Raw genomic sequence first — 26,496 nt, 5'->3', positions numbered from 1 at the left:
TCGCAAAGATGCGTGAGTTCCTCACCGGTGACGGGCCGGACGAGGTCCAAATGCGAGCCCGGTACGAGATCGCGGTCGCGACGCTCCGCGGAACCGGGGAGCTTCATGCAGCTGACCCTCTTGTTCGCGAGTTCTTCCAGGCGATCACCGACATCGAGGATGATCTGCCGCTTATTGAGGACGCGAGCGTCTTGCTCCAGTACGGATACGGTTCCCGACTCCGCGGAAACACCAGCATCACCATGACTGAGCTCGACAATTTCTACGAGACGTTGCGCGCGCACATTCGGACAGCGCTCGCCGCCGGCCCGTATCCAAACGCCAAGGCATTGCTGCTCGCCATCGATGTGCGCCTCGCTTTCTTCCAGGCATACCCGAACGATCTCCCTGAGCGGATCGAGGGGTTGCGTGACCCTCGTGACACTCTTCGGCTTGTCCTTGATGCCTATGACGCCGACGAGACCGTGCCCGCGCAGACATCCGCTTTTCCGCTTCGGGACCGCGACGGAGGCATGGCCACGCTTGCCTCACTCCTTGATGGGTTGTCATCCGCCTCGCTGTTCCCGATCGAGCACACAGCAGAATTGTTCGAGATGCTCACCCTCTCCCTCGCCGACCACCCGGAGTACGCGGAGCTCCGCGATGGTCTCGATGAAGCAGTCGCACGAGTCGGAGGTGATGCGACCAAGGCCGAACGCGCCCATGCACGAGCCATCACCTTCGCAGGCGCCGGCCAATTGCTCCGTGCCCTTGCCGACGTACACGAGGCAAAGATCGCGTGGCGCCACGGCGAGACCATCGAAGACAGCATCCCCATGATGCTGCTCGCCGCCTCGATCTACGAGCATCTCGGTCTATTCTTCGCGGCGAAACTGCACGCGTTCGCCGCCGCAGTTGCCGCCAACGGTGCTCAACAAACCGACATTCGTCGCTTCGTGCCACAGTCCGTTGCCGTCGCGGCGATCAACGACTTCAAGGCGGGCAACTGGTGCTCAGCATCACGGCTCGTGCGCGTCACGCTACTTGCCCAGAACATGTACGCCGAAGACCCCACGAACCTCGACCGCCACGCATACCTCTCAGAGGTGCTTCAGCGGGAAGCACTCGCCCTTCACGTCGCGCACAGTCTGGCGCCTGACTACGAACCCCTGATCCGAGCCACCGCCCACGATATGGGCACCGAGACGCTACTCGACGATATGGCCTCCCAGCTCGTCAACGACGATCACTGGACCATCGAGACCCTCGCTCGGGGACTCGATCGACAGGGATTCGGGCGCCCCTTCGCCGACGCTGGTGAGACGCGGGACATACGCTGGACCGCCTTCGGCGCAGCCTGGACTGTGCGGAGCCGAAACACACGACGCGACACGCTCGCCGCAGAGCGGCTCATTTCCGGCATACAAATCATCCAGGCCGAACTCGCGCTCACAGACGCTGTCTGGCTTCCCGCCGAAATTCACATCGAAGTGAAGACCGACCGAGACGATCGACCGATTGGTGCAGAGAATCTCGAGCGCATCCCAGACAACGACCTCAGCCGTTGGATCGTCCACCTCCAGCCAGGCAACAGCGTCCAGGAAGATCGTGCGCTCGTTGACATGGTCACTGATGCTTCACTGCTACTACTCGACAACTCTCTACTTGACCGAGAGAAATTCCTCGCCCTCATCAACGACGCGTTCGCACGAGGCCTCGGACACAAGCTCTCAGGAGGGCGACCCTACGATGAAGCAGCCGACTTCCTCCGGGATGAGGACTATGGACGCATGGCAGCTCTTCCGAACGGGCCACTCGGTGAAGGAATCGTCCGTGATGCGTCCCCCGAGCACGCGGAGCTTGCGCTCCGAACCGATCTTTCGGAGTGGTACGACCACGATGAGACAGTCGCGAACATCGAGCGACGCTATCAGCGCATGATGCCGATCGGACGCGTGACCATACCGCGGCTCGCCCGTACCGAGCGCACGGCCATCGTCCTCCACCAGCTCCGGGACGAGGGGTGGCGCGATTGGCAGCTGATGATGGCGATCACCAACATCATCGGCAACGCACGCCCGGGCTGGGAGGGATTGAAGGTTGCCGTCGACAGTCCGCCCGAAGTTCGTGAACGCGCCTCCGCGCTCCTACTGCGAGAGGAACTCGACACCGACCCCCAACTCGGTAGCGACGCATTCACACGCGACAAGCTCCTCGCCGCGTTGGAATTCACTGCCTTGCTTACACTGCCGTCCTACGGGCTGCATCGAAACACACCCACCCCGAACGCCGCCGCCGTCCTGACCGTCCTCCGGGATCGGTTCAACTTCGGGACGGACGACGCGAAGCACGATAATCTCCTTGCTGCAACGCCTGGTTAGGGGACCAAAAGGGGACCAGAATCATGCAAATCATGCATCGCGTGACGTGTCCTGCATCATGTGATCCGCGGAACGACGCGGGTTCTATCTCGATTCGAGCCGTTTGGGCGCCTGGGGGTCAAGGGGTCGCAGGTTCAAATCCTGTCATCCCGACAGAAAAGCCCCGGTGGATCGCAAGATTCGCCGGGGCTTTCGTCGTGCCTCCTGTCTACGGGCTCTGAAAGGGCTCCCGCGCCCATTCTCGAATTCACGCGTCCGGCCGAGCTTTCCACAGCGTGCTGAAGCCCGACGTCGTGGGCAGCATCCTTCGCAACGACGCCAACGCTGCTCTCCCGTCTGATGACACTGCCGAGAACGTCCTTCAAGAGCGGGGCGTACTACCGCGGTGATCATGCCCCGCTGCCTGCGTGTGGACACGGACCGAATCTTCATGGGGACGAAACGCGCTTTTCAATACCCCCGGGGGGTATGCTCGGCCACGCACCCCCGCTACAGGTATGGAGGACGAGAAGTGCAACACGACCATGAGCACCACGACCACACGTCCGACGCGGCATCGACGGCACTCGAGGGTGATCTCGCGGTGTGTCCGGTGATGCCGGGGAACGTGGTGGTGAAACGCGAGGCCGAAGCTGCGGGCTTCTTCCGAGATGTCGACGGTCACCGCTATTGGCTGTGCTGTGCTCGCTGCGGACCTCTTTTCGATGCCGATCCCTCGAGGTTCGTTGCTGCGGCGAAGACACTCCCCTCTCCGCGCGAAGTGCTCGCGGCGAACGCGCCCCCTCACGATCACGGCGGCCATGAGCATTCGCTGCACCAGCACCCTGTCCGCGGCGCGGACGCAAGCGCGGGTCATCCCGCCGGGGGACACGGAGGAATGGGGCACGGAGGAATGGGGCACGGAGGTCACGGCGATCACGTCGGGCAGTTCCGTCGACTTTTTTGGGTCATGCTCGCGTTCGCCGTGCCGGTGGTCGCCTTCTCGGGCATGTTCGCGATGCTCGTGGGATACGGGCTCCCGGATGCCGCGTGGGTGAGTGGAATCTCGCCGGTGTTCGGTACGGTCATGTTCGTCTGGGGCGGGTGGCCGTTTCTGACGGGTGCTGTCACGGAGATTCGGTCGCGCAAGCCCGGGATGATGCTTCTGATCGGGCTTGCCATCACGGTCGCGTTCGTCGCCTCTCTCGGCGCGAGCCTGGGACTGCTTGATCATCAGCTCGATTTCTGGTGGGAGCTCGCGCTGCTGATCGTGATCATGTTGCTCGGGCACTGGATCGAGATGCGTTCACTCGCGCAGACCACCTCGGCGCTCGACTCGCTCGCCGCGCTTCTGCCCGATGAGGCAGAGGTGGTCGACGGCGATACGACACGTACGGTTGCTCCGGGCGATCTGCGCGTCGCCGATGTCGTCGTGGTGCGTCCCGGCGGGCGGGTTCCTGCCGACGGTGTGATCGTCTCGGGTTCCGCGAGCATGGACGAGTCGATGATCACGGGTGAGTCCCGGACCGTTATGCGGGGTGAGGGAGCGACGGTGGTCGCGGGCACGATCGCGAGCGATTCGTCGATGCGTGTCCGAGTTGCGGCGGTCGGTGAGAATACCGCGCTCGCCGGCATTCAGCGCTTGGTGAGTGAGGCACAGAACTCGTCTTCTCGTGCGCAGCGCCTCGCCGACAGGGCCGCGGCGTGGCTGTTCTGGTTCGCCCTCGGCGCTGCTGCGCTCACGGCCATCGTGTGGAGCCTGGTCGGCCTTCCTGACGTGGCGGTCGTCCGCACGATCACCGTGCTCGTCATCGCCTGCCCGCACGCGCTCGGCCTCGCCATCCCGTTGGTCGTGTCGATCGCGACGGAGCGAGCGGCGCAGGGCGGTGTCCTGGTCAAGGATCGCCTCGCGCTGGAGAGCATGCGCACGGTGGACACCATCCTGTTCGACAAGACGGGCACGCTCACGAAGGGTGAGCCGACCGTAACCGCGGTCCAGGTCGCAGACGGCTACACCGAGGATCGTGTCGCGGCGCTGGCCGCTTCGGCCGAGTCGGATTCCGAACACCCCTTGGCCCGCGCGATCGTCGGGTTCGCCCGGGATCGTGGGCTGGCCGTGCCGAAAGCGAATGATTCCTCGTCTTCCCCGGCCGTCGGTGTCACCGCGCTCGTCGAGGGAGCAACGGTCCGCGTCGGTGGCCCGGGGCTGCTCGCTGAAGAGCGCGCGACGGAGATGCCGATCGCGGATGAGTGGCGCAAGGAAGGCGCGATCATCCTCCACGTCGTCTCTGACGGCGCGGTGATCGGTGCGATACGTCTCGCCGACGCGGTACGGGAAGAGTCCCGCCAGGCGGTGGATGCATTGCACGCGTGGGGACGGCAGGTCGTCATGATCACCGGTGACGCCGAGGCCGTCGCGTCGAGGGTCGCGGCGGAACTCGGCATCGACCGGGTCTTCGCGGGTGTCCGTCCCGAAGACAAGTCCGCGAAGGTCCACGAGCTCCAGGCCGAAGGCCGGACGGTGGCGATGGTCGGCGACGGTGTCAATGATGCTCCGGCGCTCGCGCAGGCGGACGTGGGAATCGCGATCGGCGCCGGAACGGACGTCGCGATCGCCTCCGCGGGGGTGATCTTGGCCAGCTCGGATCCGCGATCAGTGCTCTCGGTCATCCAGCTGTCGAAGGCCTCGTACCGGAAGATGAAGCAGAACCTGTGGTGGGCCGCTGGCTACAACCTGCTGTCGGTGCCGCTCGCCGCCGGGGTGCTCGCGCCCATCGGATTCGTCCTGCCGATGTCGGTGGGCGCAGTTCTGATGTCGCTCTCCACCGTCGTCGTCGCCCTCAATGCGCAGTGGCTCCGCCGACTGGACCTGCACCCCGAGGTCAGTACGAGATCGATTCTCGGTTCGACGGCCGAGCGCGAGCGGAGGGTGCGGTGATGTCGGGGACGAACGGACCGTTCCGAGCGACGCTGAGTCGGCGCGGCTTTCTCGGAGTGAGCATGGGGGCCGTTTCGGCCGTCGGTTTGGCTTCGTGCGCGCCACGTCCCGATTGGGTTCAGCCCGATGGTCGCGAGGTCATGGATGCCGAACATCGCCGTGGTGGTTCTGGCAGGGTGACGGACGTCGCCGTGACCGCGGCCCCGGCGGTGCTGGATCTTGCCGGGGTCAGTGCGCCCACGTGGGCCTTCGGATCGGTGCCGGCGCCGATCATTCGTCTCCGCGCGGGAGACACGTTGCGAGCGAACGTCCGCAATCAGCTGGACGCCGATCTCTCCGTTCACTGGCACGGTCTGGCACTGCGGAATGACATGGACGGCGTCCCTCCGCTCACCCAGCGGCCCATCGCCCCCGGCGGGGAATTCGAGTATCGGTTCATCGCGCCCGATCCCGGGACGTACTGGTTTCACTCTCACGTCGGTACCCAGCTGGATCGTGGCCTCTACGGAGCACTCATCATCGACGATCCGGCCGAACCCGGGAACTACGACGACGAGTGGGTCATCGTCTTGGACGACTGGCTCGACGGTGTCACGGCGACGCCGGACGACGTCTTCACCGATCTCTCGGCGGGGATGGGTGGCATGAGTGGCATGGGGGACATGTTCATGCGGATCGGAAACACCCTGATGGGCGCCACATCAGCTCTGCTGGCCGGGGACGCCGGCGACGTGTACTACCCGCTCTATCTCGTCAACGGAAAGCCCCCGGCCGACCCCACCCAGTTTGCGGCGCGACCGGGAAGCAGGGTTCGGCTGCGCATCATCAACGCCGGCGGAGACACCGCCTTCCGCTTCGCGATCGGTGGACACTCTCTCACGATCACCCACACCGACGGATTCCCCGTCGATCCGACCGCGGTCGACAGCATCCTGCTGGGAATGGGAGAACGATATGACGCGACGATCGTCCTGGGCGATGGCGTGTTCCCTCTCGTCGCTCAGGCCGAGGGAAAACGCGATCGCGCCTTTGCTGTGATCCGAACCGCTGACGGGGCACCTCCCGCTCCGGATGCCACCGTTGCTGAACTCAGCGGGGATCGCCTCGGAGTCGCCGACCGCCTCACGGCAGCTTCGGGTGTGGGTCTGATGACGCGCGCACCGGATCGCGCGATCGATATCGCTCTCACGGGAGGAATGGAGGCGTACGACTGGGGCATCGACGGCAATCGATTCGATATGAGTCAACCACTCGCTCGTGTTCGTGAGGTGCGGGAAGGGGAGCGCGTGCGGATGACGATCACCAATGACACCGACATGTGGCATCCATTCCATCTGCACGGTCACACCTACCAGCACGCGCAGGGCGGACCCCGAAAGGATACGTCGATCGTCCTGCCGCGACAGACGCTCACGGTCGACTTCGACGCCGACAATCCGGGCGTGTGGTTGGCCCACTGTCACAACGTGTACCATGCAGAATCGGGCATGGCGACGGTGATCGGCTACCGCCGGGCATAGGTCCGGCGCGGTGACCACGAAGATGCGACGACATTCACCGGACGACGACAGAACTCGGGGCGGCCATCCTGGCCACCCCGAGTTCTTCCCGCTCGCCGAGTGCGACTACATGCCGTCGGTCAGCATGGCCTGAACGAGCTTGACGTGGCGATCGAAAGCCTGCCCGCCGTACTCGCTGTTGTAGTTCAATCCGTAGGGCCACATGTGTCCGCCCCCGCAGTTGATGGTCGCGCCCGGGCCGTCCCAGGTCTGAAGCAGCGGCTGTGCGGAGGACCAGCCGCCGTACTGGCAGTTGTTCCAGAACGCGTTCGAGGTGCCCACACCGAAGGTGTGCGCCATCTCGTGGAGAGCGGTGCCCTCCTCCATGTAGGCGCGGTTCACGCCGAACCGGATGGAGCCGGACAGCGTGGCATCCGCCGTCTGCACGCCGGTGTTGTAGGAGACGGTGAGGTGGCGGTGAATGTTGTCCAGTCGGTTGTACCGAGCGACGGCGCGGTCCATCGCGTCAGTGATTCGGGCGTAGGCGTCCACTTCATCGGCAGAGGGGTTCGACGAACGCTCGAGGGTATATGTGATCTTCTGCCAGGTCGGGTCCGAGAACACCCACCGCTGGTTCTTCCCACCGTTGCAGGTCCACTGACTGACGGGGGATCCGTCTGTCTGAGCCCAGGCCGGGTTCTCGAGGCAGAGTTGGCTGTGACGGTTGATGACCGTGGCGCCCCCGCCGACATCGGAGATCTGCCACTGCTGGTTCGCATCGCCGGAGCACGTCCACAGTCCCACCGGTGATCCGGTGGCGGTGGCCGAGTCGAGGTTGTCGAGGCACAGACCACTGAGAACGTTCTTGATCTCGGCGTAGCCGTTGCCGAGGTCGCGAACCGCCCATCTCTGGACGTCGCCCTCACCGCAGCTGTACTGCCGTACCTCCGTGCCCGGAAGCGTGCCGGAGTCCCAATTGTCGAGACACATACTGCTGTGCTGGTTGCGGATCTCCTGAGCGGTTCCGGTCCCGATGGGCGCCGTGACGGCCTGCGCCGGCAGGCTCACGCCGAGCGCCGTCAGCGCGACGAGAAACGCCGCCACCATGATGCTGAGAAGTCGAGTTCGCCTGGGGGACGTCGTTGTCCTGGACATGACGGGCCTTTCATACACACCGGGCGCCCGTGTGGCGCTCGGAGTCGATGAACCGGCGGTTGCGTCCGCCAATCGGATCGGGGGCAGCGATGACGGCGCGGATTCACTCACGCGCTCCTTCTTCGACGAGGAGGGAAGCGGGTCCGAGACGTTCCTCGCCTCGCCCGCGGCAAGGGGAACGTGCGGCGAGCAGGCCCGCGGGGCGAGATCACCCCGCCGCGCCTCGTCGTCGAGGACCATGTGCTCCCTCACTCGTCATTCGCATCGTTGCTGCAGATCGGGTACAGACATCCTATGAATTTCACATCACCATTGCTACCCGGACGGGTGACATGCGGTCAGAGCGGACAGCGGCAATGATTCCCTGAAAGAGCCGCGGCCCGGGACGACCTCGGCGAGGGGGCTCGAGCATCGTCCACTCGTCGCTCTGTGAACAGCACGCTCATCCCATCTTTCCTCCCGGGCAGCGCCTCGCACGTCACAGTGCGTGATGCACATTCGCGGAAGCCCTGGTGGTGCCCCGTGTGCCGAGCGCCGCACGGGCACCCCGTCCGCCACGGTGGCGGTGGGTGCCCGCGCGTCTCAATCGTTGAGTGCTGCCTCGATGACCTCGTCGATCGTCACTCGACGCGAGAGCTCCGCCGACCGGGTGGCCGCCTCGACCATCGCGAGACTGAGGATGTTGGAGTGGACCTCGCCCGACGGCCACGCGCCGGTGCGCAGGGCCGAGACGAACTCCGCCAGAGCACCCGCGATCTCTTCGGGGCCGTCGTCGACCTGTACGGGCTCGAGCGCCACGCCGTCCGCGAACTCGACGGTCGGGTCGCCCTCACCCGACCACAGGGCAGTGCCCTGCGCGCCGCTGATGCGCCAGGCTCCGTTCCACGAGGTCTCGAATCCGTCGCTGCACCAGCTGCCGGTGTAGGTGTAAGTGGCGCCGCCCGACATCTCGAAGATGGCGGTCGCTGCCGCCCCGTCCGCAAACCAACTCCAGCCGGGATTGCTCTCGCGGCAGTAGACGGCCACGGGGTCCTGGTCGAGGACGAAACGGGCGGCATCGAAGGCGTGAATGGCCATGTCGACGAGGAGCACATGGTCCATCTCCTCGCGGAACCCTCCGAAGTGGGGGGCACGGAAGAACTGCGTGCTGGCAAAACCGATCTCGCCGAGCTGGTTCACGTGTTCGCGCAGTCGGCTGAGCCCGCCGAGATAGCGCCGAGATTGGCTCACCATCAGCAACTGTCCACTCTCGCGGGCGACCTCGGCGAGTTTCAGTGCATCGCGCACCGTCGGCGCGACGGGCTTCTCGGACAGGACCGCAAGACCCGCGTTCAGCGCCTCGGTTCCCACCGACAGGTGAGCGCCGGGCACGGTGACGTTGATCACAGCCTGGGCTTGCGTGCGAGCAGCGACCTCGGTGACGTTCGTTCCGATGACATACGCTGTGGCATCCAGACCAGCCAGGGTGAGGGATGTCGCGGCGAAATCGGTGTCGAGATCGACGACGCCCACGAGCTCCGCGTCGGGCGACGCGTCGATCGTCTGCATCCACATGCGTCCCATTGCGCCGGCGCCCACGAGCACGACGCGGAGGGGGCCCGTCTGGGCGGGCAGGGTGGCGAACGAGGTGGGTGCCGGAATCATCGCTCGAGCGCCCCTTCGTAACCGTGCCCGTTGTAGAAGTCCTCTTCGTCGTAGCGCAGCAGGATGGGGATCTCGCGAGCGGGTCGCACGGTGTGCGCCCAGCTCACGCCGTTCGCGATGACACGGCGCACGTGCTCATGGAAGTAGACCGGGTAGTCCTGGTCGCCGGGTGAGAAGTAAAAGATCTTGCCGAATCCGCGGCGGTAGGTCATGCCGGAGCGGAAGACCTCGCCGCCCGAGAAGGTGGAGAGGAAGATCAGCTCGTCGGGTGCGGGCACGTCGAAGTACTCGCCGTACATCTCTTGCTCGGGGATGATGAACGGGTGAGGCACGCCCTGAGCGATCGGGTGGGTCGGGTCGATAGTCCAGACGAGCTCGCGATCGTTCTTCGAACGCCAGCGCAGGGTGCAGGTCGTGCCCATGAGCTTCTGAAAGATCTTCGACCAGTGCCCGGAGTGCAGGACGACGAGTCCCATCCCTTCGAGCACGTGCCGGTGCACGCGCTCGACGATCTCGTCATCGACCTCGTCGTGAGCGGCGTGGCCCCACCACACGAGCACATCGGTCGCAGAGAGCACGGCCTCGCTCAGTCCGTGCTCCGCCTCGTCGAGGGTCGTGGTGCTGACCACCGCGCGGTCCCCGAGGTTTTCGGTGATGCCCTCGGCGATCGCACCGTGCATGCCGCGGGGGTAGCGGGCGGCGACGGTCGGTTCGATCTGTTCGTGACGGTTCTCGCCCCAGACGAGAACGCGCAGGGGGCTGGACGGGGGGTACGTCGGTAGAGACATGCGTGGTGGCCTTTCCTGAGCCGGTGAGATGGGGGAGTGGGGGAGGGGCTACTTGACCGCGCCACCCGTTGCGCCGGCCGCGATGTACTTCTGGGCGAGGACGAGCAGCAGGATGGCGGGAATCGACGAGAGGACGGCAGTGGCCATGACCGCGCTCCAGTTCGCGACCTGGGTGCCCAGGTAGGTGTAGATGCCGAGCGTGACCGGGCGGACGGCATCCGTCGTTGTCAGCGTCAGAGCGAAGAGGAAATCGCTCCACGAGAACAGGAAGGCGAAGACGGCTGCGGTGATGAGCGAGTTACGCGCGACCGGCAACGCGATCGACCAGAATGCGCGCCACTGACCCGCACCATCGACGCGCGCTGCTTCGATGATCGACGGCGGGATGCTGATCATGAAGGCTCGGAGGATCAGGATCGCGAACGGGATGGCGGCCGTGGAATCGGCGAGGACGAGACCGGGGATCGTGTTGAGCATTCCGAGGTCGTTGTACGCGGAATACAGCGCATTCGCGATCACGATGTTCGGAATCATCTGCGAGACGAGGACGATCAGCAGGGCGACGGTGATCCATCGATACCGGAATTGCGCCAGCGCGTACGCGGCGGGAGCGGCGATCGCCAGGCTGGTGACGACCGTGCTGAGCGAGACGATCAGGCTGGTCACCAGATTGGCGCCCTGCTCGGAGAGCGCTTTCTCGTAACCGGCGAAACTCGGGTTCCACGGGAAGAAGTCGGCCGTGAGGGTATTGCCAGACGGTTGGAGTGACGAGTTCACCATCCAGTACACGGGGAAGAGCATGATGGCGAGCAGGCCGATGCCGATGACCGTGTAGACCCACGAGTGCGTCTTGCGGGCGACACGGTTGGCCTTGTGGGACGGCAGGATCACGCTCACGGTCGCCTGATTCGACGACAGGGTGGACGGCAGCGCGGATGACGTGGACACGGAGGGCTCCTACTCGTCGACGGCGCGGCGGTTGGCGCGCAGATAGATGATGGCGAACAGCAGCGAGATGACGATCAGGATGTTGCTGAACGCCGCCCCCACCCCGAAGTCGAAGTTCACGAACGATTCCTGGTAGGAGCGCACGGCGATCGTCTGGGTGGCGTTGGCGGGGCCGCCGTTGGTCAACCCCAGGATGATGTCGAGCACCTTGACCGTGTAGACGACGCCCAGCACGAGCACCACACTCACGACGGGTCGGAGGTTCGGCCAGGTGATGTGACGGAACGCTTTCCAGCCCACGGCGCCGTCGAGAGCACCGGCTTCATAAAGCTCGGCGGGGATCTCCTTGATACCGCCGTAGAGGATCGTGACGTTGAACGGGATGCCGATCCAGACGTTCACCATGATCACCGCGATCAACGCGAACTGCGTGCTGGTGAGCCACGGGACCGCTCCGAGACCCAGCGAGACGAGCAGCCCGTTGAGGACGCCGCTGTCGTTGTCGAGGATCGAACGCCAGGTGGCGCTGGACACGATGAGTGGCAACAGCCACGGCAGCAGCAGCAGCGAACGCAGCAGGCCCGACAGGGCGAAGCGTCGTGCGAAGAACAGGGCGAGTGCCAAGCCGATCACGAATTGGCCGGCGATCGAGCCGACCGTGAACAGCATCGTGTTGAGCATGGCCGGCCCGAAGAGCTGGCTGGTGAAGACGGTGACGTAGTTCTCCAGTCCGACCCAGGGGGCCTGACCGGTGAAGAAGGTCTTCGAGGTGTAAGCCTGCAGGCTCATCATCACGTTCTTCACCACGGGGTAACCGAAGAAGAGGACGACGTAGAGCGCGGCGGGAACGATGAAGGACGCCTTCATCAAGCTTTCTCGGGTGATGCGGGTCCGGCGACGTGGGCGCCCGGTGCCGGGCCCGACGTGCGTCGGACCCGGCACCTCTGCGATGACGGCAGTCATGAACTGATCAACCCTGCGCGGCCTTCGCGAACGCGTCGCTCGCCGACGCCTGACCGGTCAACGCGAGTTGGATCGCGGTGTAGATCTGCGTGGCGGCCGTCGGCCACCCCGTGCCCAGCTCGCCCGTGCGCGACCGGGCGTTCTGCACCTGCTCGGTGAACGCGGCCATGTCCGGCACCTTGCTGGCGTACTCGGTGGCAAGGGCTTCCTTCGTCGGCACGGTGAAGCGCTCCGTCGCGAGCGTGAGCTGGTTGTCATCGCTGGACATGCACTCGACGAAGCGGGCGGCAGTGGCCTGCTTCGCGTCGTCTCCGGTCACCGGCACGGTCCAGACCTCGCCGCCAAGGGGAGCGACGGGGGTCTGCCCCGCTTCGTTCACCGGCACCTGGACCGACTTCCAGTTGATGCCCGAGGCGTTCAACGACGGGATCTGCCAGGGACCGTTGATCATCATCGCCGCCTTGCCGGCCTCGAACTGGTCCTCGACGTCTTGCTGTCCCCAGTTGACGACGCTCGACGATGCGGATCCACTCTGGACGAGATCGACCCACAGCTGCAGCGCTTGCGCCACTTTGGGGTTCGTGAGGTCGGCTTCGTCTCCGCCGTTCGTCCACATGAACGGCAGGAACTGCCAGCTGCCCTCGAACGTGGCGATCGCGGAGAAGGCGAGGCCGTAGGTGTCGCCGGTGGTGAGCTTCGCGGCGGCATCCTTCAGCTCCGCCCAGGTCGTGGGCGGAGCGATGCCCTGTGCGGCGAGCAGATCGGCGTTGTAGAACAGCCCGAGAGTGTTGGCCGTCGGGGCCAGCCCGTACACCTCGCCCTCGTAGGTGGCGGCATCCAGCATGCCCTTGGCGAAGCCCGACGTGTCGACGTCGTACGTGGAGAGCGGGGAGAGGCCTCCGGTGGCCGCGATCTCCTGCACGTCGGGGTTGTCGAGCATCAGCACGTCCGGGAGGGTGCGGCTGGATGCCTTCTGCAGCACCTTCTGCACGAGGTCCTTGCCGGGGACGGCCTCGCGCGTGACCGTCACATTCAGCTCCGCCGCGCATTTGTCGACGGCCGCCTGGATGAACCCGTTGTCGGGTTCGTTGCTGTAGTAGTCCAGCAGCGTGAGAGAGGAGGCGTCGCCGCTGGGCGACCCGCCACTCGATCCGCTGCATCCGGTGAGCAGGAGTGCGGTGCTCGAGGCGATCGCGATCGCGGCGAGCACTGTCGTGTGGGTTCTCATTGTGGCTCCCTTGCCGTGTGTCTTCGTGGTGAGGAGGGTCCTCGGTGGGTTAGATCTGGGTCCAAGCGGCGGAATCGGCGGCACTGTTCTGGACGGCGTCCAGCACTCGCTGCACCTCGAAGCCATCGGTGAAGGAGGGTTCGGGGTCGATCCCTTCGGCGATGGCTCGCGCGAAGTCGGCGGCTTGATGCACGAACAGGTGGTCATAGCCGAGGCCGTGACCGGCCGGCCACCATGCCCCCGCATAGGGGTGGTCGGGTTCGGTCACGAGAATCCGACGGAAGCCGTTCTCGGCCGCCGGCAGCGTGTGGTCGTGGAAGAGCAGTTCGTTGAGCGATTCGAAGTCGAAGGACAGGGACCCGAGTGATCCGTCGATCTCGAGCCGCATCGCGTTCTTCGATCCCGGAGCGAGTCGGGTGGCCTCGAAGCTCGCCAGCGCACCGCCGTCGGTGCGACCGATGAAGACGGTCGAGTCGTCGACGGTGACGGGGCCCCGCGCTGCGTTCTTCTCCGACCGATCGGCCGTCAAACCCGCGGACTCCGCGGCGAGCGGCCTGGTGCGGACGAAGGTTTCGGTCAGCGCGCTCACGCCCACCAGTCGATGACCGGTCACGAAGGTCGCGAGGTCGATGATGTGCGCACCGATGTCGCCGAGCGCGCCCGAGCCGGCAGCGTCCGCCTGAAGTCGCCAGACCAGAGGAAACTCCGGATCGACGATCCAGTCCTGCAGGTACCGGGCGCGAATGTGGCGGATCTGTCCGAGCCGACCGTTCCGCACGAGCTCGCGGGCGTATGCCAGGGCGGGAGTGCGTCGATAGCTGAAGCCCACCATCGATCGGATGCCGTCGAGTGCGGCGGAGGCTGCGGCATCCCTCATCTGTGCGGCGTCCTGGAGGGTGTTGGCCAGGGGCTTCTCGCAGAGAACGTGTTTGCCCGCCGCGAGTGCCGCGAGCGCGATCTCGGCGTGGGACGAACCGGGGGTGCAGATGTCGATGACCGTGATGTCGGGGTCGGCGACCGCCTCGCGCCAGTCGCCGAAGGTGCGGGGGATGCCGAAACGCCGAGCGAAAGTGCCCGTCGCTTCGGCGTCGCGACCGCAGACGGCCTCGAGGGAGACCGGCGCGCCGATGTCAAAGAAACGAGGGGCACTGGACCATGCCTGGGCATGGACGCGGCCCATGAACGAGTAGCCGATCAGGGCCACTCGGATCGCCGGCGGCGTGGGGTTCTGGGTCGTCACGCTCGGTCCTCCTCGTTGAGAGCGATGCAAGCCGGTAAAGCGCTTTACCGATGCGCATCATCATGCGCTCACGGACTGAATGTTGTCAAGTCCTCCGTCCACGGACTCTGCGCGAGTGGTCCTGTGCACCGTGAGACACTCGGACGCAGTGCGTTCGGAATCCGCGCGAGGAGGCGATGTCGACCATGGCGACGATGAGCGAAGTCGCCCGGCTTGCCGGGGTGTCTCTGGCGACGGTGTCCTTCGTGGTCAACGGCACCAAACCGGTCACCGCCGAGACGCGAGCGCGCGTCGAACAGGCGATGGTCGACGTGGGGTACCGGCCCAATGTGCTGGCGCGGGCTCTGGCATCGCGGCGGACGCGAGTGATCGCCCTGCTCTATCCGGTGCACGATCAGGCCGTCGCCGGTGCGATGTTCGGGTTCTTCTCCGGAGCGGGGGAGCGCGCTCACGAACTCGGCTACACGCTGGTGGTCTCGCCCGCCGGAAACGATCGAGAGGCACTGGCCGACCTCGTCGGCTCCGGGCTGGTCGAAGGCGTCATCGTGATGGAGGTCAGGCTCGACGACTATCGGGTCGACTATCTCGAGTCTGCCCGTGTGCCGTACGCGCTCATCGGCCGCACCGCCCGCCTCGAGGGCGTGCCCTATGTCGACGTCGACTTCGAGACGACGATCGGCGAAGCGGTCGACGCGCTGTACGAGCGAGGGCACCGCCGGATGCTCCTGCTGGAAGCGTCGCCGTGGCCCCCGACACCGAGCGGGTACGCACCCCCGCTGCGCATCATGCGCGCCCTCGAGGAACAGGCGGAGCGCCGTGGCTTCACGTTCGACTCGCTCGGCTGCGAACCCACGGCGGTCGGAGGCGCGCGCGCGGCGGCCCGACTGCTCGCTGAGTACCCGGACGTCACCGCGGTGATCACCCATAACGACGGGGCGACCGCGGGGTTCGTGACACACCTCAGGCGCCAGGGCATCACGGTGCCGGACGACATCTCGATCGTGATGATCGCGTCCAGCGCCGAGATGGCCGCAATGATCGATCCTCCCCTCGAGGTGTGGGAAGCACCCGCGGCGCAACTGGGCAGGATGGGGGTCGAGGTACTGGTGGGTGCCCTCGACGGAGCAGGTGCTCCCGTGCAGCAGAGCCTGGCGAGTTGTCGTCGCATCGCCGGCGCGTCGCTGGCCGACGCGCGAACCTGACGCCTGTCGCGCGACATCCAGCTGGAGCCGCTCTCGAACGCCGTGCAGGTCGCGTCACCGAGGTCGCGCCGCAGACCTGGACGGGCGCCCCCACCACAACGGTCGCGATGTCAAGTGCCCCGCGCCGCGGCGGGTGCCGACGCCCCGCCGGGTACCGTGAGGTGTACACGCGCAGAAGAGCCGCGAAACGAACTGAATCGATATGACGAACGAATCCTCCCCTGTCGTTGCCGCGCTGAACCGGTATCTCGTGGAACGAGCGCGCTGTCTCGCCGAGGCCCGCCGCATTCTGGGCTTGAACGAGGTCGACGTCGTCACCGTGCTGCACATCACCCGGAATCCCGGCATCCGCCCCTCGGAACTGCGACAGCACCTCGGGGTCACGTCGGCGGGAGTGACCACCATCGTCGACCGCCTCGTGCGCCGAGACATCCTGCGCCGCGAGGTCGACCTCGACGACCGGCGCGCGAACCACATCTTCGCCCAGGTCGATCTGAGCGTCGAACCGTGGGACTGCCTCACCCGCTTCGACGACGCCTTCTCGGCCGCCCTCTCGGGGATCGACGTGAAACAGCAAGAAGCGGTGGCATCGCTGCTGGACACCGCGACGGCGGCTGCGGCGCTCGACTAGAACGGGTGCCGCGGCGCCTTCGGCCTCACTGAGGTGCGCGGCCGCACCGCATCGCCCCCGGTCCCGGGGTTCAGGCGTGGAAGACGGCGCCCTTGACGATGCGGTCCACGGCGTTGCGTGGGCCGCGCACGGCGATGCCCACCAGATCGAGGTCGGCGGCGGCGACGGCGGCGACGGCGGCCCGATTGGCGGCGTCGTGCGAGGTCGTGAACAGCTCGCGCGTGTAGATCGCCAGGGCGATGTCGTCGCGCGCGGCTGCCTTCGCCCGCGCGCGGCCCAGGAGAGCCGCGTCGGAGGTGAGCACCATCACGGGCTGGCGGAGCATCGGCAGGTAGTCGGTGCCGTCGGCGTCGCGGTAGGGCTCGCCGACGAGGTCGGGTGCGCTGGTGGCGATGCCCGAGGCGAGGAACGCGGTGACGTTGAGCTCCTGCCAGGCCGAGAGGTCGTCGGCGAGCACCACGACCACCTTCGTGTCGAACAGCGGGGCGGGGGAGGCGGTGTCGTCGGTCATCCCTCCAGCATCGCTACGGGGCGCTGCGGCGTCTTGTACGTTTCTTGCATGGAGAACCGGGTGCGCGCGTGGCACCCGGACGTGCCGATGCTGCGCGAGGTCTACCACGCGAGCTTCGCGCACAGCTATCCGATGCACACGCACGAGGACTGGGCCGTCATGCTCGTCGACCGCGGCGCGGTGACGTACGCCCTCGACCGCGCGGAGCACCGGGCATCGCCCGCCGCGGTGACCCTGCTGCCCCCGGGCGTCGCCCACGACGGGCGCCCGGCCGTCACCGGGTCGGGGTACCGCAAGCAGGTGCTCTACCTTCGGCGCGACTGGCTCCCCGACGAGCTGACGGGCCGGATCGCGCACCGGCCCACCGTCACGGCGCCGCCCGCGCACGCGGCCGCGCGGAGGGTGCACGCGGCCCTGGCGCACCCGGGTGACGAGATGGCGGCCGAGCACTGGCTGCTGGCCGTGCGCGATGCCGTGTACCGCCACGCCGGAACGGCCCGCCCGGCGACGCGCGACGTGCCCCTCGCACGCCGGCTTCGCGCGCTGCTCGACTCCCGCTACACGGAGTCGTTCACGATCGCGGCGGCGGCCGCCGAACTGGGCGCCCACCCGAGCCACGCGGTGCGGGTGTTCTCCGACACGTACGGCATCGCCCCGCACCGGTACCTCGTGGGGCGACGGGTCGACGCCGCGCGGCGGCTGCTGGGGAACGGATGCCGTCCGGCCGACGCCGCCGCGCAGACGGGCTTCTACGATCAGGCGCACCTGACCCGGCACTTCCGCCGAGTGTGGGGTGTGACGCCCGGCGCGTTCGCGGCGCCGTCGTGAGGTCCGAGCCCGCTCAGCGGGTGGACAGCAGCGACGCGACGAAGTCGAGCTTGTCGAGCACGGGGTCGGGGAGGGCGAACGGGTAGAGGTCGTTCTTGCCCATGGAGCGGTTGACCATGTTGAGGGCCACGGCCAGCGGCATCCACACCTCGGTGACGAACTCGCGGAAGCGCGGCACCTCACTGGGGCTCGACACGCTCGTCAGCCCGAAGGTGGAGGCCGTCTCGATCGTGTCGGTGATGTGCAGCACGTGCGCCCACGTCTCGGCGAAGTCCTCATAGGGGTGCATGCTCGCGTAGGTCGAGATGTACCGCTCCGGCCAGTCGCTCGGCGGGCCCTCGGAGTAGTGGCGGTCGATCTCGGCCTGGTAGTCGGCGGTCTCGTCGCCGAACAAAGCGCGCGCCTCGGCGATGCGGTCGGTGCCCTCGACGAAGACCCACTCGACGTAGTGCCCGACCTCGTGGCGGAAGTGGCCGAGCATCGTGCGATAGGGCTCACCGAGCTGCCCCTGCACGCGCACGCGGTGGGCGTCGTCGCTCTCGGCCAGATCGATCGTGATCACGCCGTCGGCGTGACCGATGGTGACGTTCTCGGCCACGCTCGACAGCAGGTCGAAGCAGAGGCCGCGATCGGGGTCTTCGGCCTTGCTCGCGATCGGGATGCCGAGGCGGTCGAGGTCGACGAGCAGCCACCGCTTGGCACGTTCGGCGACCGGGTACTGCGACAGACCCCGGGCGTCGGCGTCGTTCGGCCGCACGCGGGTCAGCTCGCAGGCCGAGCACTGGCCGCCCTCGAAGCGGGAGAGCCACGTGCAGCCCGACAGGTTGAGGTTGCGGCAGACGTGCCAGACGAGTCCGGCGGCGTCGATGTACCGGCCCCGGGCATCGACCGGCACGATCTCGGCCTCTTCGCGCGAGTAACCGAGGCCGGTGCCGCACGAGAGGCAGACCGAGTTCTCGAAGAACAGGGGATTTCCGCAGACGCGGCAACGGAACGACTTCACTGCCCGAGCATGACAGACGATCAGTCCACCGCCGTCGGGGTTGCGCGCGGCGGCGCGGTGGTCGTAGCGAGATAGCCGCGCGCGAGCGGCGGGCCGGGGCATCGGCATGATCCGCCGCCGCCCCGGCCCGCCGCTCGGCGCACCGCCGTCACTCGTATCGCAGCGACTCCACGGGGTCGGCCCGCGCGGCGCGCGCCGCCGGGAGCGTCCCCGCGAGGAACGCGATCCCCATCACCGCGAGCACGGTCAGCAGAATCGACACCGGGTCGAAGGCGATCAGCTGCAGCCCGGGCAGATCGCTGAACAGGCTCGCCGCGAGTTGCGCGCTGACGGCGGTGCCGACACCGATCGCGATGACTGCGCCGAGAGCGCTGCCCAGCAGACCGATGAAGATCGCCTCGAGGCTGAACAGGGTGAAGACGCGACCGCTGCCCATTCCCATGGCCTTCATCAGACCGATCTCGCGGGTGCGCTCCTGCACCGACATCAGCAGGGTGTTGACGATTCCGAAGCTCGCCGCCAGGAGGGCGATGACCGCGAACGCGTTGAGCACCAGCACGATGCCGTCGATCACCGACTCGAACGTGCCGAGCTGATCGGCGACGGTGGTTCCCGTGTACCCCGCGTCGGTCAGCGCGGCCTTGACCTCGTCGATCTGCGCGGTCGTCGCCGACGACGACACCGTCGCGCTCGCCGAGGCGTAGCGGTCGAGCTGGTCGGCGGGCACGCCGGTGTTCTGCAGGGTGAACAGCGTCTTCTCGAGCGCCGAGTTGGTCGTGAGCGAGGTCGTCCCGCCGAAGGCCGCTTCGGTCACTCCGCTCACGGTCGCCTCGACGAGGTGCTGCGCGCGCACCGGGTCGGTGACGGCGATCGTCACGGTCGCGCCCACCGCGTCGCTCGCGTCGGCGAACCCCAGGGGTGCGACCAGCGCGTCGGGGAGCGCGACCTGCAGCGCGTCGGAGGCATCGTCGGGCGCCGCCCCGTCGGCGATCTGCGGCGTCTGCCCGGCCACGAGACTGCCCACCTGCGCCGTGTAGGGGTCCCCGCCGGGGGCCTCGACGTAGTCGATCGACACTGAGGTCACGGGAACGACCTTCTCCACGCCGGGGAGCTGCGAGACGGTCGCGATGTCCTGATCGGTGAGCGCCGTCACCTCACCCGTGGCGCCGGGGCGGCCGCCGGTCTGCTGCGCCGAGGCGACGGCATCCGGATCGTACTTCTGCGGCCCGGTCGAGGTCGCCGACGTCGTCTTGGTCACCGTGAGCACGTCGGAGGCCCCCATCGAGGCGACCGTCTTGTCGATGAACGCGTTGATGCCCGTACCGAGGCCGTTCGTGATGGTCAGGGTGAAGGCACCCACGAAGATCGCCAGCACGGTGAGGATCGTGCGCGTCTTGGAGCGGAAGGTGTTCGCGACGGCGGTCGAGACGAGATCGACGGTTCTCATGCGGCGTTCCGTTCGTCGGCGACGATGAGACCGTCGCGGATCTGCACGCGCCGGTCGCAGCGCGCGGCGAGGTCTTCGTCGTGGGTGACGACGATCAGGGTGATCCCGTGCTCGCGGTTGAGCCGGAACAGGATGTCTTCGACGACGGCCCCGGTGGCCGTGTCGAGGTTGCCGGTGGGCTCGTCGGCGAAGATCACCTGCGGGTCGTTCACCAGGGCCCGCGCGATCACCGCGCGCTGCTTCTGTCCCCCCGAGAGCGCGGTGGCCTTGTTGCGCGCCTTGTCGTCCATGTCGAGCTCCGCGAGCGCGGCCCGCCCCCGCCGGGTCCGCTCGGCGCGGCCGACGCCCGCGATCTTCAGCGGCAGCACGACGTTGTCGAACACCGAGGCGCTGGGCGTGAGGAAGAACTGCTGGAACACGAAGCCGAACGTCTGATTGCGGGTGCGGTTGAGCTGACGTCCGCGGAGGGTCGTGGCATCCACCCCGTCGAGGCGCACCGTGCCCCGGGTCGGGGCGTCCATCAGGGCGAGCAGGTGCATGAGCGTCGACTTGCCCGAGCCGCTCTTGCCGATGATCGCGACGCTCTCGCCGCGATGGATGTCGAGGTTCACCCCGCGCAGGGCGTCGAAGCGGGCGGAGCCGCGACCGTACGACTTGTGCAGATCGGTGATCGAGAACAGTGGGGGAGGAGGGTCGGATGCCATGACCTCAGCCTCGTTCGCGGCGGAGCCACGCGCGTCCCACCGTCGGGTCGGTCGTCTACCCCCGGTGGGGGATTCGCGAATGCCCCCGCCAGGCGATGGCCGGGGGCCGCAGGACGCGGGAGACTGGAGCCGTGAGGCCCGACGAGACGAACGAGCCGGCGCCGCGCTCGCCGTGGGCCGGTCGGCCCTGGCTGATCGACGTCGTGCTGGTCGTGCTCGTCGCGGTCCCGGCCCTCGCGCCCGTGCCCTTCGCCGAGATGCGGCCGTCGCACCCGTTCGTGCTCGTGCTCGTGCTGCTGCCCGCCCTGGCGCTGCCGTTCCGTCGCCGGGCGCCGCGGGTCGTGCTGGCCGTGAGCGTCGCCGTCTGGATCGCCGCCCTCGCCCTCGGCACGCTCTCGCCGGGCGGGGCGATCGCGATGGTCGTGGCCACCTACGGCATCGCCCACCGCGCGCAGCGGCGCACGTCGGTGCCGGCGACCCTGGCCGCCGTGGGGGCCGTGGTGTCGGCGGGGGTGATCGTCGCCCTCGTCACCGGCATGGACACGCGTGTGCTGCAGGTGGCCCTCTCGCTCGCGCTCGCGGGAGCCGTCGGCGACGCCGCCCGCTCGCGTCGCGCCTACCTCGAGGCGGTGGTCGAGCGCGCCCGTCGCGCCGAGCAGACGCGCGAGGCCGAGGCGAGCCGCCGCGTCACCGAGGAACGCCTGCGCATCGCGCGCGACCTGCACGATGCCGTCGCCCACCGCATCTCGGTCATCAGTTTGAACGCCGGGGTCGCGTCGTCGACGCTCGAGAACCGCCCCGACCGCGCGCGCGAGGCCCTCGCCACCATCCGCACCGCCTCGCGCGACGTGCTCGGCGAGATCGGCACCATGATGAGCCTGCTCCGCGCGCCCGACGACGCCGCCGTGCGTGTGCAGCCCGGGCTCGCGCGCGTGCCCGAGGTGGTCGAGTCGGTGCGGGTCGCCGGGTGGGACGTCGTGGTGCGCGACGAGATCGGAACGGATGCCGAAGCCGCCGGCATCCCGTGGGGGATCGACATCGTGGCCTATCGCGTCGTGCAGGAGGGGCTCACGAACGCCCTCAAGCACGGCACCACCCGCCGCGCCCACGTGCTGCTGCGTCGCGACGGCGATGACCTGGAGGTGGTCGTGACCAATCCGATCGAGCGCGTGCCCGAGGCCGCCGAGTCGGCATTGCCGTCGTCGGGCTTCGGTCTGGTGGGGCTGCGGGAGCGCGTCGACGCGGTGCGCGGCGACCTCGCGGCGGGTCTCGCCCCCGGCGGTTACCGCCTGGCCGCTCGCCTGCCCCTGCCCGCGCGTGCGGGGGAGTCGGGCTCATGACCACCGCGATCGTCGTCGACGACCAGTCGCTGATCCGCTCGGCCGTGCGCGACCTCCTCGACGCCGCCGACGGGATCTCGGTGGTGGGCGAGGCTGCCGACGGTGAGGCGGGTGTCGCGCTCGCGCGCAGGCTCCGCCCCGATGTCGTGGTGTCGGACATCCGCATGCCGCGCATGGACGGCATCGAGGCGACCGCGGCGATCTGCGCCGACCCCGCGCTGGCCGACACGCGCGTGCTGATCCTGACGACCTTCGAGGAAGACGATTACGTCGTCGCGGCCCTGCGCGCCGGGGCGAGCGGTTTCATCGGAAAGGGCGCCGAACCCGACGACATCGTGCGGGCCGTGCTGTCGGTGCACGAGGGCGGCGCGCTGCTCTCTCCCGCCGCGACCCGCGCGCTCATCGAGCGGTACGTGCGGGCCACGGGCGCCGCCGACGTGCCGGCGCCCGCCTCGCTCGACGCGCTCACCGATCGCGAGCGCGAGGTGCTGCTGCACGTGGCCCGTGGTCGCTCGAACGACGAGATCGCGGCGCTGTTGTACATCTCGCCGCACACGGCGAAGACGCACGTGAAGAACACGATGATCAAGCTCGGCGCGCACGATCGGGCGCAGCTGGTGATCGCGGCGTACGAGAGCGGCTTGCTGGCACCCGGGCGGTGAGGCGCGCCGTCGTCCGGTCAGGCCGGCGTGGGCGGCCGGGTCGATGCGCGGGGCGGATACTCGCGGAGCGAGAGCTCGCGGCTGTCGAACATCCCGCGTCGCGCTCGCACCATCGTCACCCCCTGGTGGCGCAGGTCGTCGGCGTGGTCGACGGTCAGCGGTTCGTGGTGGGCTCTGCGCCATCCGCCGTCGAGCGTGTAGGTGTGGGTCACGGTGCGTGGTCGAGTCATGCTCACCCCCTTGCGGGGAACGGTAGTCCTCTTTCTTCGGTACTACCGAGATGTTCCCTCTCCGTAACGTAAGGGTTCGCAATGAGGTCTTTTCGGGCGCTGTTCGTTCGGAAAACGAGCCTTGGAGGAGAAACTGGGACGCATGACCACCGCGCGTATCGTCGTTCTCTTCGCCCTCGCCGCGGTCGCCGAGATCGGCGGGGCCTGGCTCATCTGGCAGGCGGTGCGCGAGAATCGCGGGTGGTGGCTCGCGCTTCTCGGCATCCTGGCCCTCGGCGCCTACGGCTTCGTCGCGGCTCTGCAGCCCGACGCGCACTTCGGACGGGTGCTGGCCGCCTATGGCGGGGTGTTCGTGGCCGGCTCGCTCGCGTGGGGGATCGTCGTCGACGGGTTCCGCCCCACCTCGTGGGACTACATCGGTTCGGCGGTGGCGCTCGTGGGGGCGGGCATCATCATGCTCGGGCCGACGGCGACGGCGACGGCGGCGGACTGAGGCTGAATACTTGTTAGGCGAGTAGTTAGCTAGATGAAGTAAAGCTGAATGTCAACCGACGTCGATCTCGGGGTCCGGTCGGTCACACTCGGGGAATGCACAACGTGAACACGCCCCACGAGGGCCTTGCCGACGACTTCGCCACCACCGACGCCTCGCGCCCCTTCGGTGCCTACCTGTCGGTCATCAACGGCGGCAACTGAGGTCGTCCACGTGCGGGCCTCGGGCTCGTCGCGAGAGGGTCGGATGCCGTCAGGCTCCGGCCCTTCGTCGTGAGAATCGAGAAGAGGAAGACGCCATGAGCCCGCTCACCTTGCGCCTCGAGGGATCGCGCGTCGACGGCATCGCCTCGCTCTACCGCGAACTGGGTCGCGTGCTCATGCCCGACGAGCCGTGGACGCTGGGGGAGAGCCTCGACGCGCTCGACGACCTGCTGTACGGCGGGTTCGGTGTGCTCGACGGGGCGGCCCCGGCCTGCGTGACCTGGGTCGACCACGCCGCGTCACGCGCGGCGCTGGGGGTCGAGGCGACTCGGGCGTACTACCGCGCGAAGCTCGAGAGGCCCGAGGTGTACGCCGCGGGACCGGCGCAGAGAGCGCTCGACGCCCTCGACGCGGGAGCGGGCGAGACGTACTTCGACCTCGTGCTGCGCGTGTTCGCTGATCACGAGAACATCGAGCTCGTGCTGGCCTGACGCGGAGTCGTCGCCCCGGTGCCGGAGGCGTCATCGTGCTGCCGCACGCCCGAGAATCCGTGCGTGACCACCGGCTCCGCGTCGCCGCGTGGCGGTGAGCCCGGTCGAGCCGTCGGGTGCCGCCCGCTCAGTCGTTCGACTTCTCGATCCCGCGCGCGCGGATCTCGTCGAGATCGAGCCCGGCGAGGATCTTGCGCGCGACGAGGTCGTCGATCGTCCCCTCGCGGCGCAGCCGCAGCAGCACCTCGCGCTTGCGGTCGAGCACCGCCAGACGCAGTCGCACGGCCTCTTTGTGGCGCAGCAGCGGGGAACGCTGCGTCACGTCGATGTCGTCGCTGACGGCGATCATCTCGAGCGGGCCGGCGGCGAGCCGTGCGGCGGCGTCGCCGGTGTCCATTCCGGCGGCGTCGGCTCCGCCCGTGCCGCCGTGGGTGCCGTCGGGGGGCGCGGGAAGCCGGCGTCGCGGGCGGCCCTCGTCCGTAGCCTCGGGCGGGACGGGGCCCATCGTCGAGGACTCGCCGGCGTCGTCGTCGAGCGAAGCGTCGAGCTCGGCCAGGTCGCGTTCCTCGATCGCGCGTTGGCGGGCCACGGCGCGTGCGTTGGCGAGTTCGAGGCGCTCGTAGCCCTCGCGTCGGGCACGGTCGCGCACCCGGTCGCTGATGCCGTGTTCGACGGCGAGGTCGTCGAGTGCCGCCAGCGCGGCGCCCGAGATCGCGCGTTCGGCGAGTTCGTACTCTTCGATCGCGGCGTCGTCGTTGGGGAGCTTCGCCCAGCGGATGACGGCCGGCAGCAGCGGCCCCTGCACGAGCAGCGTGAGCACGATGACGCCCGCGGTGACGAAGACCACGGCGTCGCGGCCGGCGACGGGCTCGCCGCTCGCGGTCGTGATCGGCACCGACAGGGCGATGGCGAGCGAGACGGCGCCGCGGAACCCGGCGACCGTGCTCACCACCCGGGAGCGATGCCGGAGCGACCGCGACGACCCCGCGGGCGGCCGCGAGAACGGCGAGAAGAGCCACTGGAACAGGTAGCGCACGACGAACAGCACCACCCACGCGGCCACCGTGATCAGCAGCAGCATCCCGATCTCGGACGGCGAGATCTCGTGCAGTACGAGCTGCACCTCGAGACCGATGAGCACGAACAACGCCCCGTTGAGCAGGTACACGCCGAAGGGCCAGGTGGCGTCGGCTGCTCTTCGCGACATCGCGGTGGTGATGCGCGGCGAGACCCAGGCCACGATCAACCCCGCGAACACGACGGCGAGCACGCCCGACGCCTCGATCAGTTCGGCGATGAGGAAGGCGAGGAACGGCACGAGCAGCAGGGTGAGGTTGATCGTGAGCGTCGACTGCATGCGACGCAGGGCGACGTACGCGAGCGCGGCCACCGCGATGCCCGCGGCCGCACCTCCCACGTACGACAGCAGCACCATGCCCGTGATCGACCACGGCGTGACCTGCCCGCCGAGCAGCAGCGACACCGCGATGGCGTAGAGCACGAGCGCCGTGCCGTCGTTGGTGAGACTCTCGGCCTTGAGCTTCATGAAGGTCTTGGCGGGCAGCAGTCGACCGAGGGCGGCGACCGCGGTGGCGTCGGGCGGGGCGACGGCGGCTCCGATGACGAGGGCGGCCTCCCACGGCACGCCCATCCAGGTCGCGACGCCGGCGACGGCGAAGGCCGAGGCGGCGACGAGAAGCGTGCTCATGGGGATGATGTAGCGCAGCGACCGGCGGACCGAGCGCAGCGACGTGGTCCACGCCTCGCGGAAGAGCATGACCGGAAGGAACAGCAGCAGCACCGTCTCGGGCGGCAGCTCGATCGCGCGGAGCTCGGGGATGAAGCCCAGCGCCAGGCCGATCACCAGCAGCACGAGCGGCGTCGCCACCCGTAGCCGCGGCGCGAGCACCGTGCCCACCAGCATCGCGAGTCCGAGCAGAACCGTGACTTCGAGTCCCTGCATGCCAACCGCCTTCCCTGCGCCCTCACCACACAGCGTAGAGAGGGGT

The 26,496-nt window shown here is 67.9% G+C and carries 23 protein-coding genes; 10 read left to right on the top strand and 13 right to left on the bottom strand.

The features are described 5' to 3' along the window. The first annotated feature begins 8 nt into the window (after positions 1-8). From BJP65_RS03110 to BJP65_RS03100, 3 genes are all read left to right on the top strand, one after another. Entirely contained in the window at positions 9-2,360 is a 2,352-nt protein-coding gene (locus BJP65_RS03110; RefSeq protein ID WP_070408179.1) for a hypothetical protein, read from the top strand. 892 nt (positions 2,361-3,252) lie between these two features. Next, positions 3,253-5,277 (top strand): heavy metal translocating P-type ATPase, encoded by a 2,025-nt coding sequence (locus BJP65_RS03105; protein WP_374754281.1) that lies wholly within the window; start codon positions 3,253-3,255, stop codon positions 5,275-5,277. Beyond that, on the top strand, positions 5,277-6,797 hold the full coding sequence (locus tag BJP65_RS03100; protein ID WP_070408177.1) for a multicopper oxidase family protein: 1,521 nt from the start codon (positions 5,277-5,279) through the stop codon (positions 6,795-6,797). The genes BJP65_RS03105 and BJP65_RS03100 overlap by 1 nt, the downstream gene beginning before the upstream one ends. Positions 6,798-6,902: 105 nt before the next feature. Here the strand turns inward: BJP65_RS03100 and BJP65_RS03095 are convergent, their stop codons facing one another. The 7 genes from BJP65_RS03095 to BJP65_RS03065 form a co-directional block, all read right to left on the bottom strand. Continuing rightward, positions 6,903-7,883, bottom strand: coding sequence for an RICIN domain-containing protein (locus BJP65_RS03095; RefSeq protein WP_070408176.1), 981 nt, complete (start codon positions 7,881-7,883; stop codon positions 6,903-6,905). A 630-nt stretch (positions 7,884-8,513) separates the two neighbouring features. After that, positions 8,514-9,575, bottom strand: coding sequence for a Gfo/Idh/MocA family protein (locus BJP65_RS03090; protein WP_070408175.1), 1,062 nt, complete (start codon positions 9,573-9,575; stop codon positions 8,514-8,516). Continuing rightward, positions 9,572-10,363 carry a ThuA domain-containing protein gene (locus tag BJP65_RS03085; protein WP_070408174.1) on the bottom strand — a complete coding sequence of 264 codons (792 nt, stop codon included), beginning with the start codon at positions 10,361-10,363 and terminating at the stop codon, positions 9,572-9,574. The genes BJP65_RS03090 and BJP65_RS03085 overlap by 4 nt, the downstream gene beginning before the upstream one ends. Positions 10,364-10,411: 48 nt before the next feature. Beyond that, positions 10,412-11,164 carry a carbohydrate ABC transporter permease gene (locus BJP65_RS03080; protein WP_156784933.1) on the bottom strand — a complete coding sequence of 251 codons (753 nt, stop codon included), beginning with the start codon at positions 11,162-11,164 and terminating at the stop codon, positions 10,412-10,414. Between the two features lie 156 nt (positions 11,165-11,320). Next, positions 11,321-12,274 carry a carbohydrate ABC transporter permease gene (locus tag BJP65_RS03075; protein ID WP_070408173.1) on the bottom strand — a complete coding sequence of 318 codons (954 nt, stop codon included), beginning with the start codon at positions 12,272-12,274 and terminating at the stop codon, positions 11,321-11,323. 7 nt (positions 12,275-12,281) lie between these two features. Further along, positions 12,282-13,502: an extracellular solute-binding protein gene (locus BJP65_RS03070; RefSeq protein ID WP_070408172.1), complete on the bottom strand. Its 1,221-nt coding sequence runs from the start codon at positions 13,500-13,502 to the stop codon at positions 12,282-12,284. A 49-nt stretch (positions 13,503-13,551) separates the two neighbouring features. After that, positions 13,552-14,742: a Gfo/Idh/MocA family protein gene (locus BJP65_RS03065; RefSeq protein WP_083285679.1), complete on the bottom strand. Its 1,191-nt coding sequence runs from the start codon at positions 14,740-14,742 to the stop codon at positions 13,552-13,554. Positions 14,743-14,936: 194 nt separating this feature from the next. On the opposite strand from BJP65_RS03065, the gene BJP65_RS03060 reads away from it, so the two are divergent. Beyond that, on the top strand, positions 14,937-15,944 hold the full coding sequence (locus tag BJP65_RS03060) for a LacI family DNA-binding transcriptional regulator (protein ID WP_181015968.1): 1,008 nt from the start codon (positions 14,937-14,939) through the stop codon (positions 15,942-15,944). Between the two features lie 202 nt (positions 15,945-16,146). Then, a complete protein-coding gene (locus BJP65_RS03055; protein ID WP_070408170.1) occupies positions 16,147-16,575 on the top strand; it encodes a MarR family winged helix-turn-helix transcriptional regulator in 429 nt (142 codons plus the stop codon). A gap of 70 nt (positions 16,576-16,645) precedes the next feature. Here BJP65_RS03055 and BJP65_RS03050 read toward each other — a convergent pair whose 3' ends face one another. Continuing rightward, on the bottom strand, positions 16,646-17,086 hold the full coding sequence (locus BJP65_RS03050) for a DUF2000 domain-containing protein (RefSeq protein WP_070408169.1): 441 nt from the start codon (positions 17,084-17,086) through the stop codon (positions 16,646-16,648). 48 nt (positions 17,087-17,134) lie between these two features. Here BJP65_RS03050 and BJP65_RS03045 point away from each other — a divergent pair, with 48 nt between their 5' ends. After that, entirely contained in the window at positions 17,135-17,914 is a 780-nt protein-coding gene (locus tag BJP65_RS03045) for an AraC family transcriptional regulator (RefSeq protein ID WP_070408168.1), read from the top strand. 13 nt (positions 17,915-17,927) lie between these two features. Here the strand turns inward: BJP65_RS03045 and BJP65_RS03040 are convergent, their stop codons facing one another. The 3 genes from BJP65_RS03040 to BJP65_RS03030 form a co-directional block, all read right to left on the bottom strand. Further along, positions 17,928-18,917 (bottom strand): putative zinc-binding metallopeptidase, encoded by a 990-nt coding sequence (locus BJP65_RS03040; RefSeq protein ID WP_070408167.1) that lies wholly within the window; start codon positions 18,915-18,917, stop codon positions 17,928-17,930. Positions 18,918-19,065: 148 nt separating this feature from the next. Next, on the bottom strand, positions 19,066-20,364 hold the full coding sequence (locus BJP65_RS03035) for an ABC transporter permease (protein WP_070408166.1): 1,299 nt from the start codon (positions 20,362-20,364) through the stop codon (positions 19,066-19,068). Beyond that, on the bottom strand, positions 20,361-21,068 hold the full coding sequence (locus BJP65_RS03030) for an ABC transporter ATP-binding protein (protein WP_070408165.1): 708 nt from the start codon (positions 21,066-21,068) through the stop codon (positions 20,361-20,363). The genes BJP65_RS03035 and BJP65_RS03030 overlap by 4 nt, the downstream gene beginning before the upstream one ends. 131 nt (positions 21,069-21,199) lie before the next feature. Between BJP65_RS03030 and BJP65_RS03025 the strand changes: the two genes are divergently transcribed. Continuing rightward, a complete protein-coding gene (locus tag BJP65_RS03025; protein WP_070408164.1) occupies positions 21,200-22,408 on the top strand; it encodes a sensor histidine kinase in 1,209 nt (402 codons plus the stop codon). Further along, positions 22,405-23,070: a response regulator transcription factor gene (locus tag BJP65_RS03020; RefSeq protein WP_070408163.1), complete on the top strand. Its 666-nt coding sequence runs from the start codon at positions 22,405-22,407 to the stop codon at positions 23,068-23,070. Before BJP65_RS03025 ends, BJP65_RS03020 begins: the two co-directional genes overlap by 4 nt. Positions 23,071-23,087: 17 nt before the next feature. Here the strand turns inward: BJP65_RS03020 and BJP65_RS03015 are convergent, their stop codons facing one another. Continuing rightward, entirely contained in the window at positions 23,088-23,300 is a 213-nt protein-coding gene (locus tag BJP65_RS03015; RefSeq protein WP_083285677.1) for a hypothetical protein, read from the bottom strand. 142 nt (positions 23,301-23,442) lie between these two features. Here BJP65_RS03015 and BJP65_RS03010 point away from each other — a divergent pair, with 142 nt between their 5' ends. Together BJP65_RS03010 and BJP65_RS03005 are read left to right on the top strand one after the other, a co-directional pair. Beyond that, positions 23,443-23,793, top strand: a complete 351-nt coding sequence (locus BJP65_RS03010; RefSeq protein ID WP_070408161.1) for a YnfA family protein — start codon at positions 23,443-23,445, stop codon at positions 23,791-23,793. A gap of 298 nt (positions 23,794-24,091) precedes the next feature. Continuing rightward, positions 24,092-24,487 (top strand): ribonuclease inhibitor, encoded by a 396-nt coding sequence (locus tag BJP65_RS03005; protein ID WP_070408160.1) that lies wholly within the window; start codon positions 24,092-24,094, stop codon positions 24,485-24,487. Positions 24,488-24,614: 127 nt separating this feature from the next. Here BJP65_RS03005 and BJP65_RS03000 read toward each other — a convergent pair whose 3' ends face one another. Further along, on the bottom strand, positions 24,615-26,450 hold the full coding sequence (locus tag BJP65_RS03000) for a Na+/H+ antiporter (protein WP_070408159.1): 1,836 nt from the start codon (positions 26,448-26,450) through the stop codon (positions 24,615-24,617). Between the last annotated feature and the right edge of the window lie 46 nt (positions 26,451-26,496).

Origin of the sequence: Microbacterium sp. BH-3-3-3, assembly GCF_001792815.1 — a bacterium.
In the GTDB taxonomy this organism is placed as follows: Bacteria; Actinomycetota; Actinomycetes; order Actinomycetales; family Microbacteriaceae; genus Microbacterium.
Note: the sequence above shows the minus strand (reverse complement) of the source record. Positions and strands in the feature narration are given on the sequence as shown.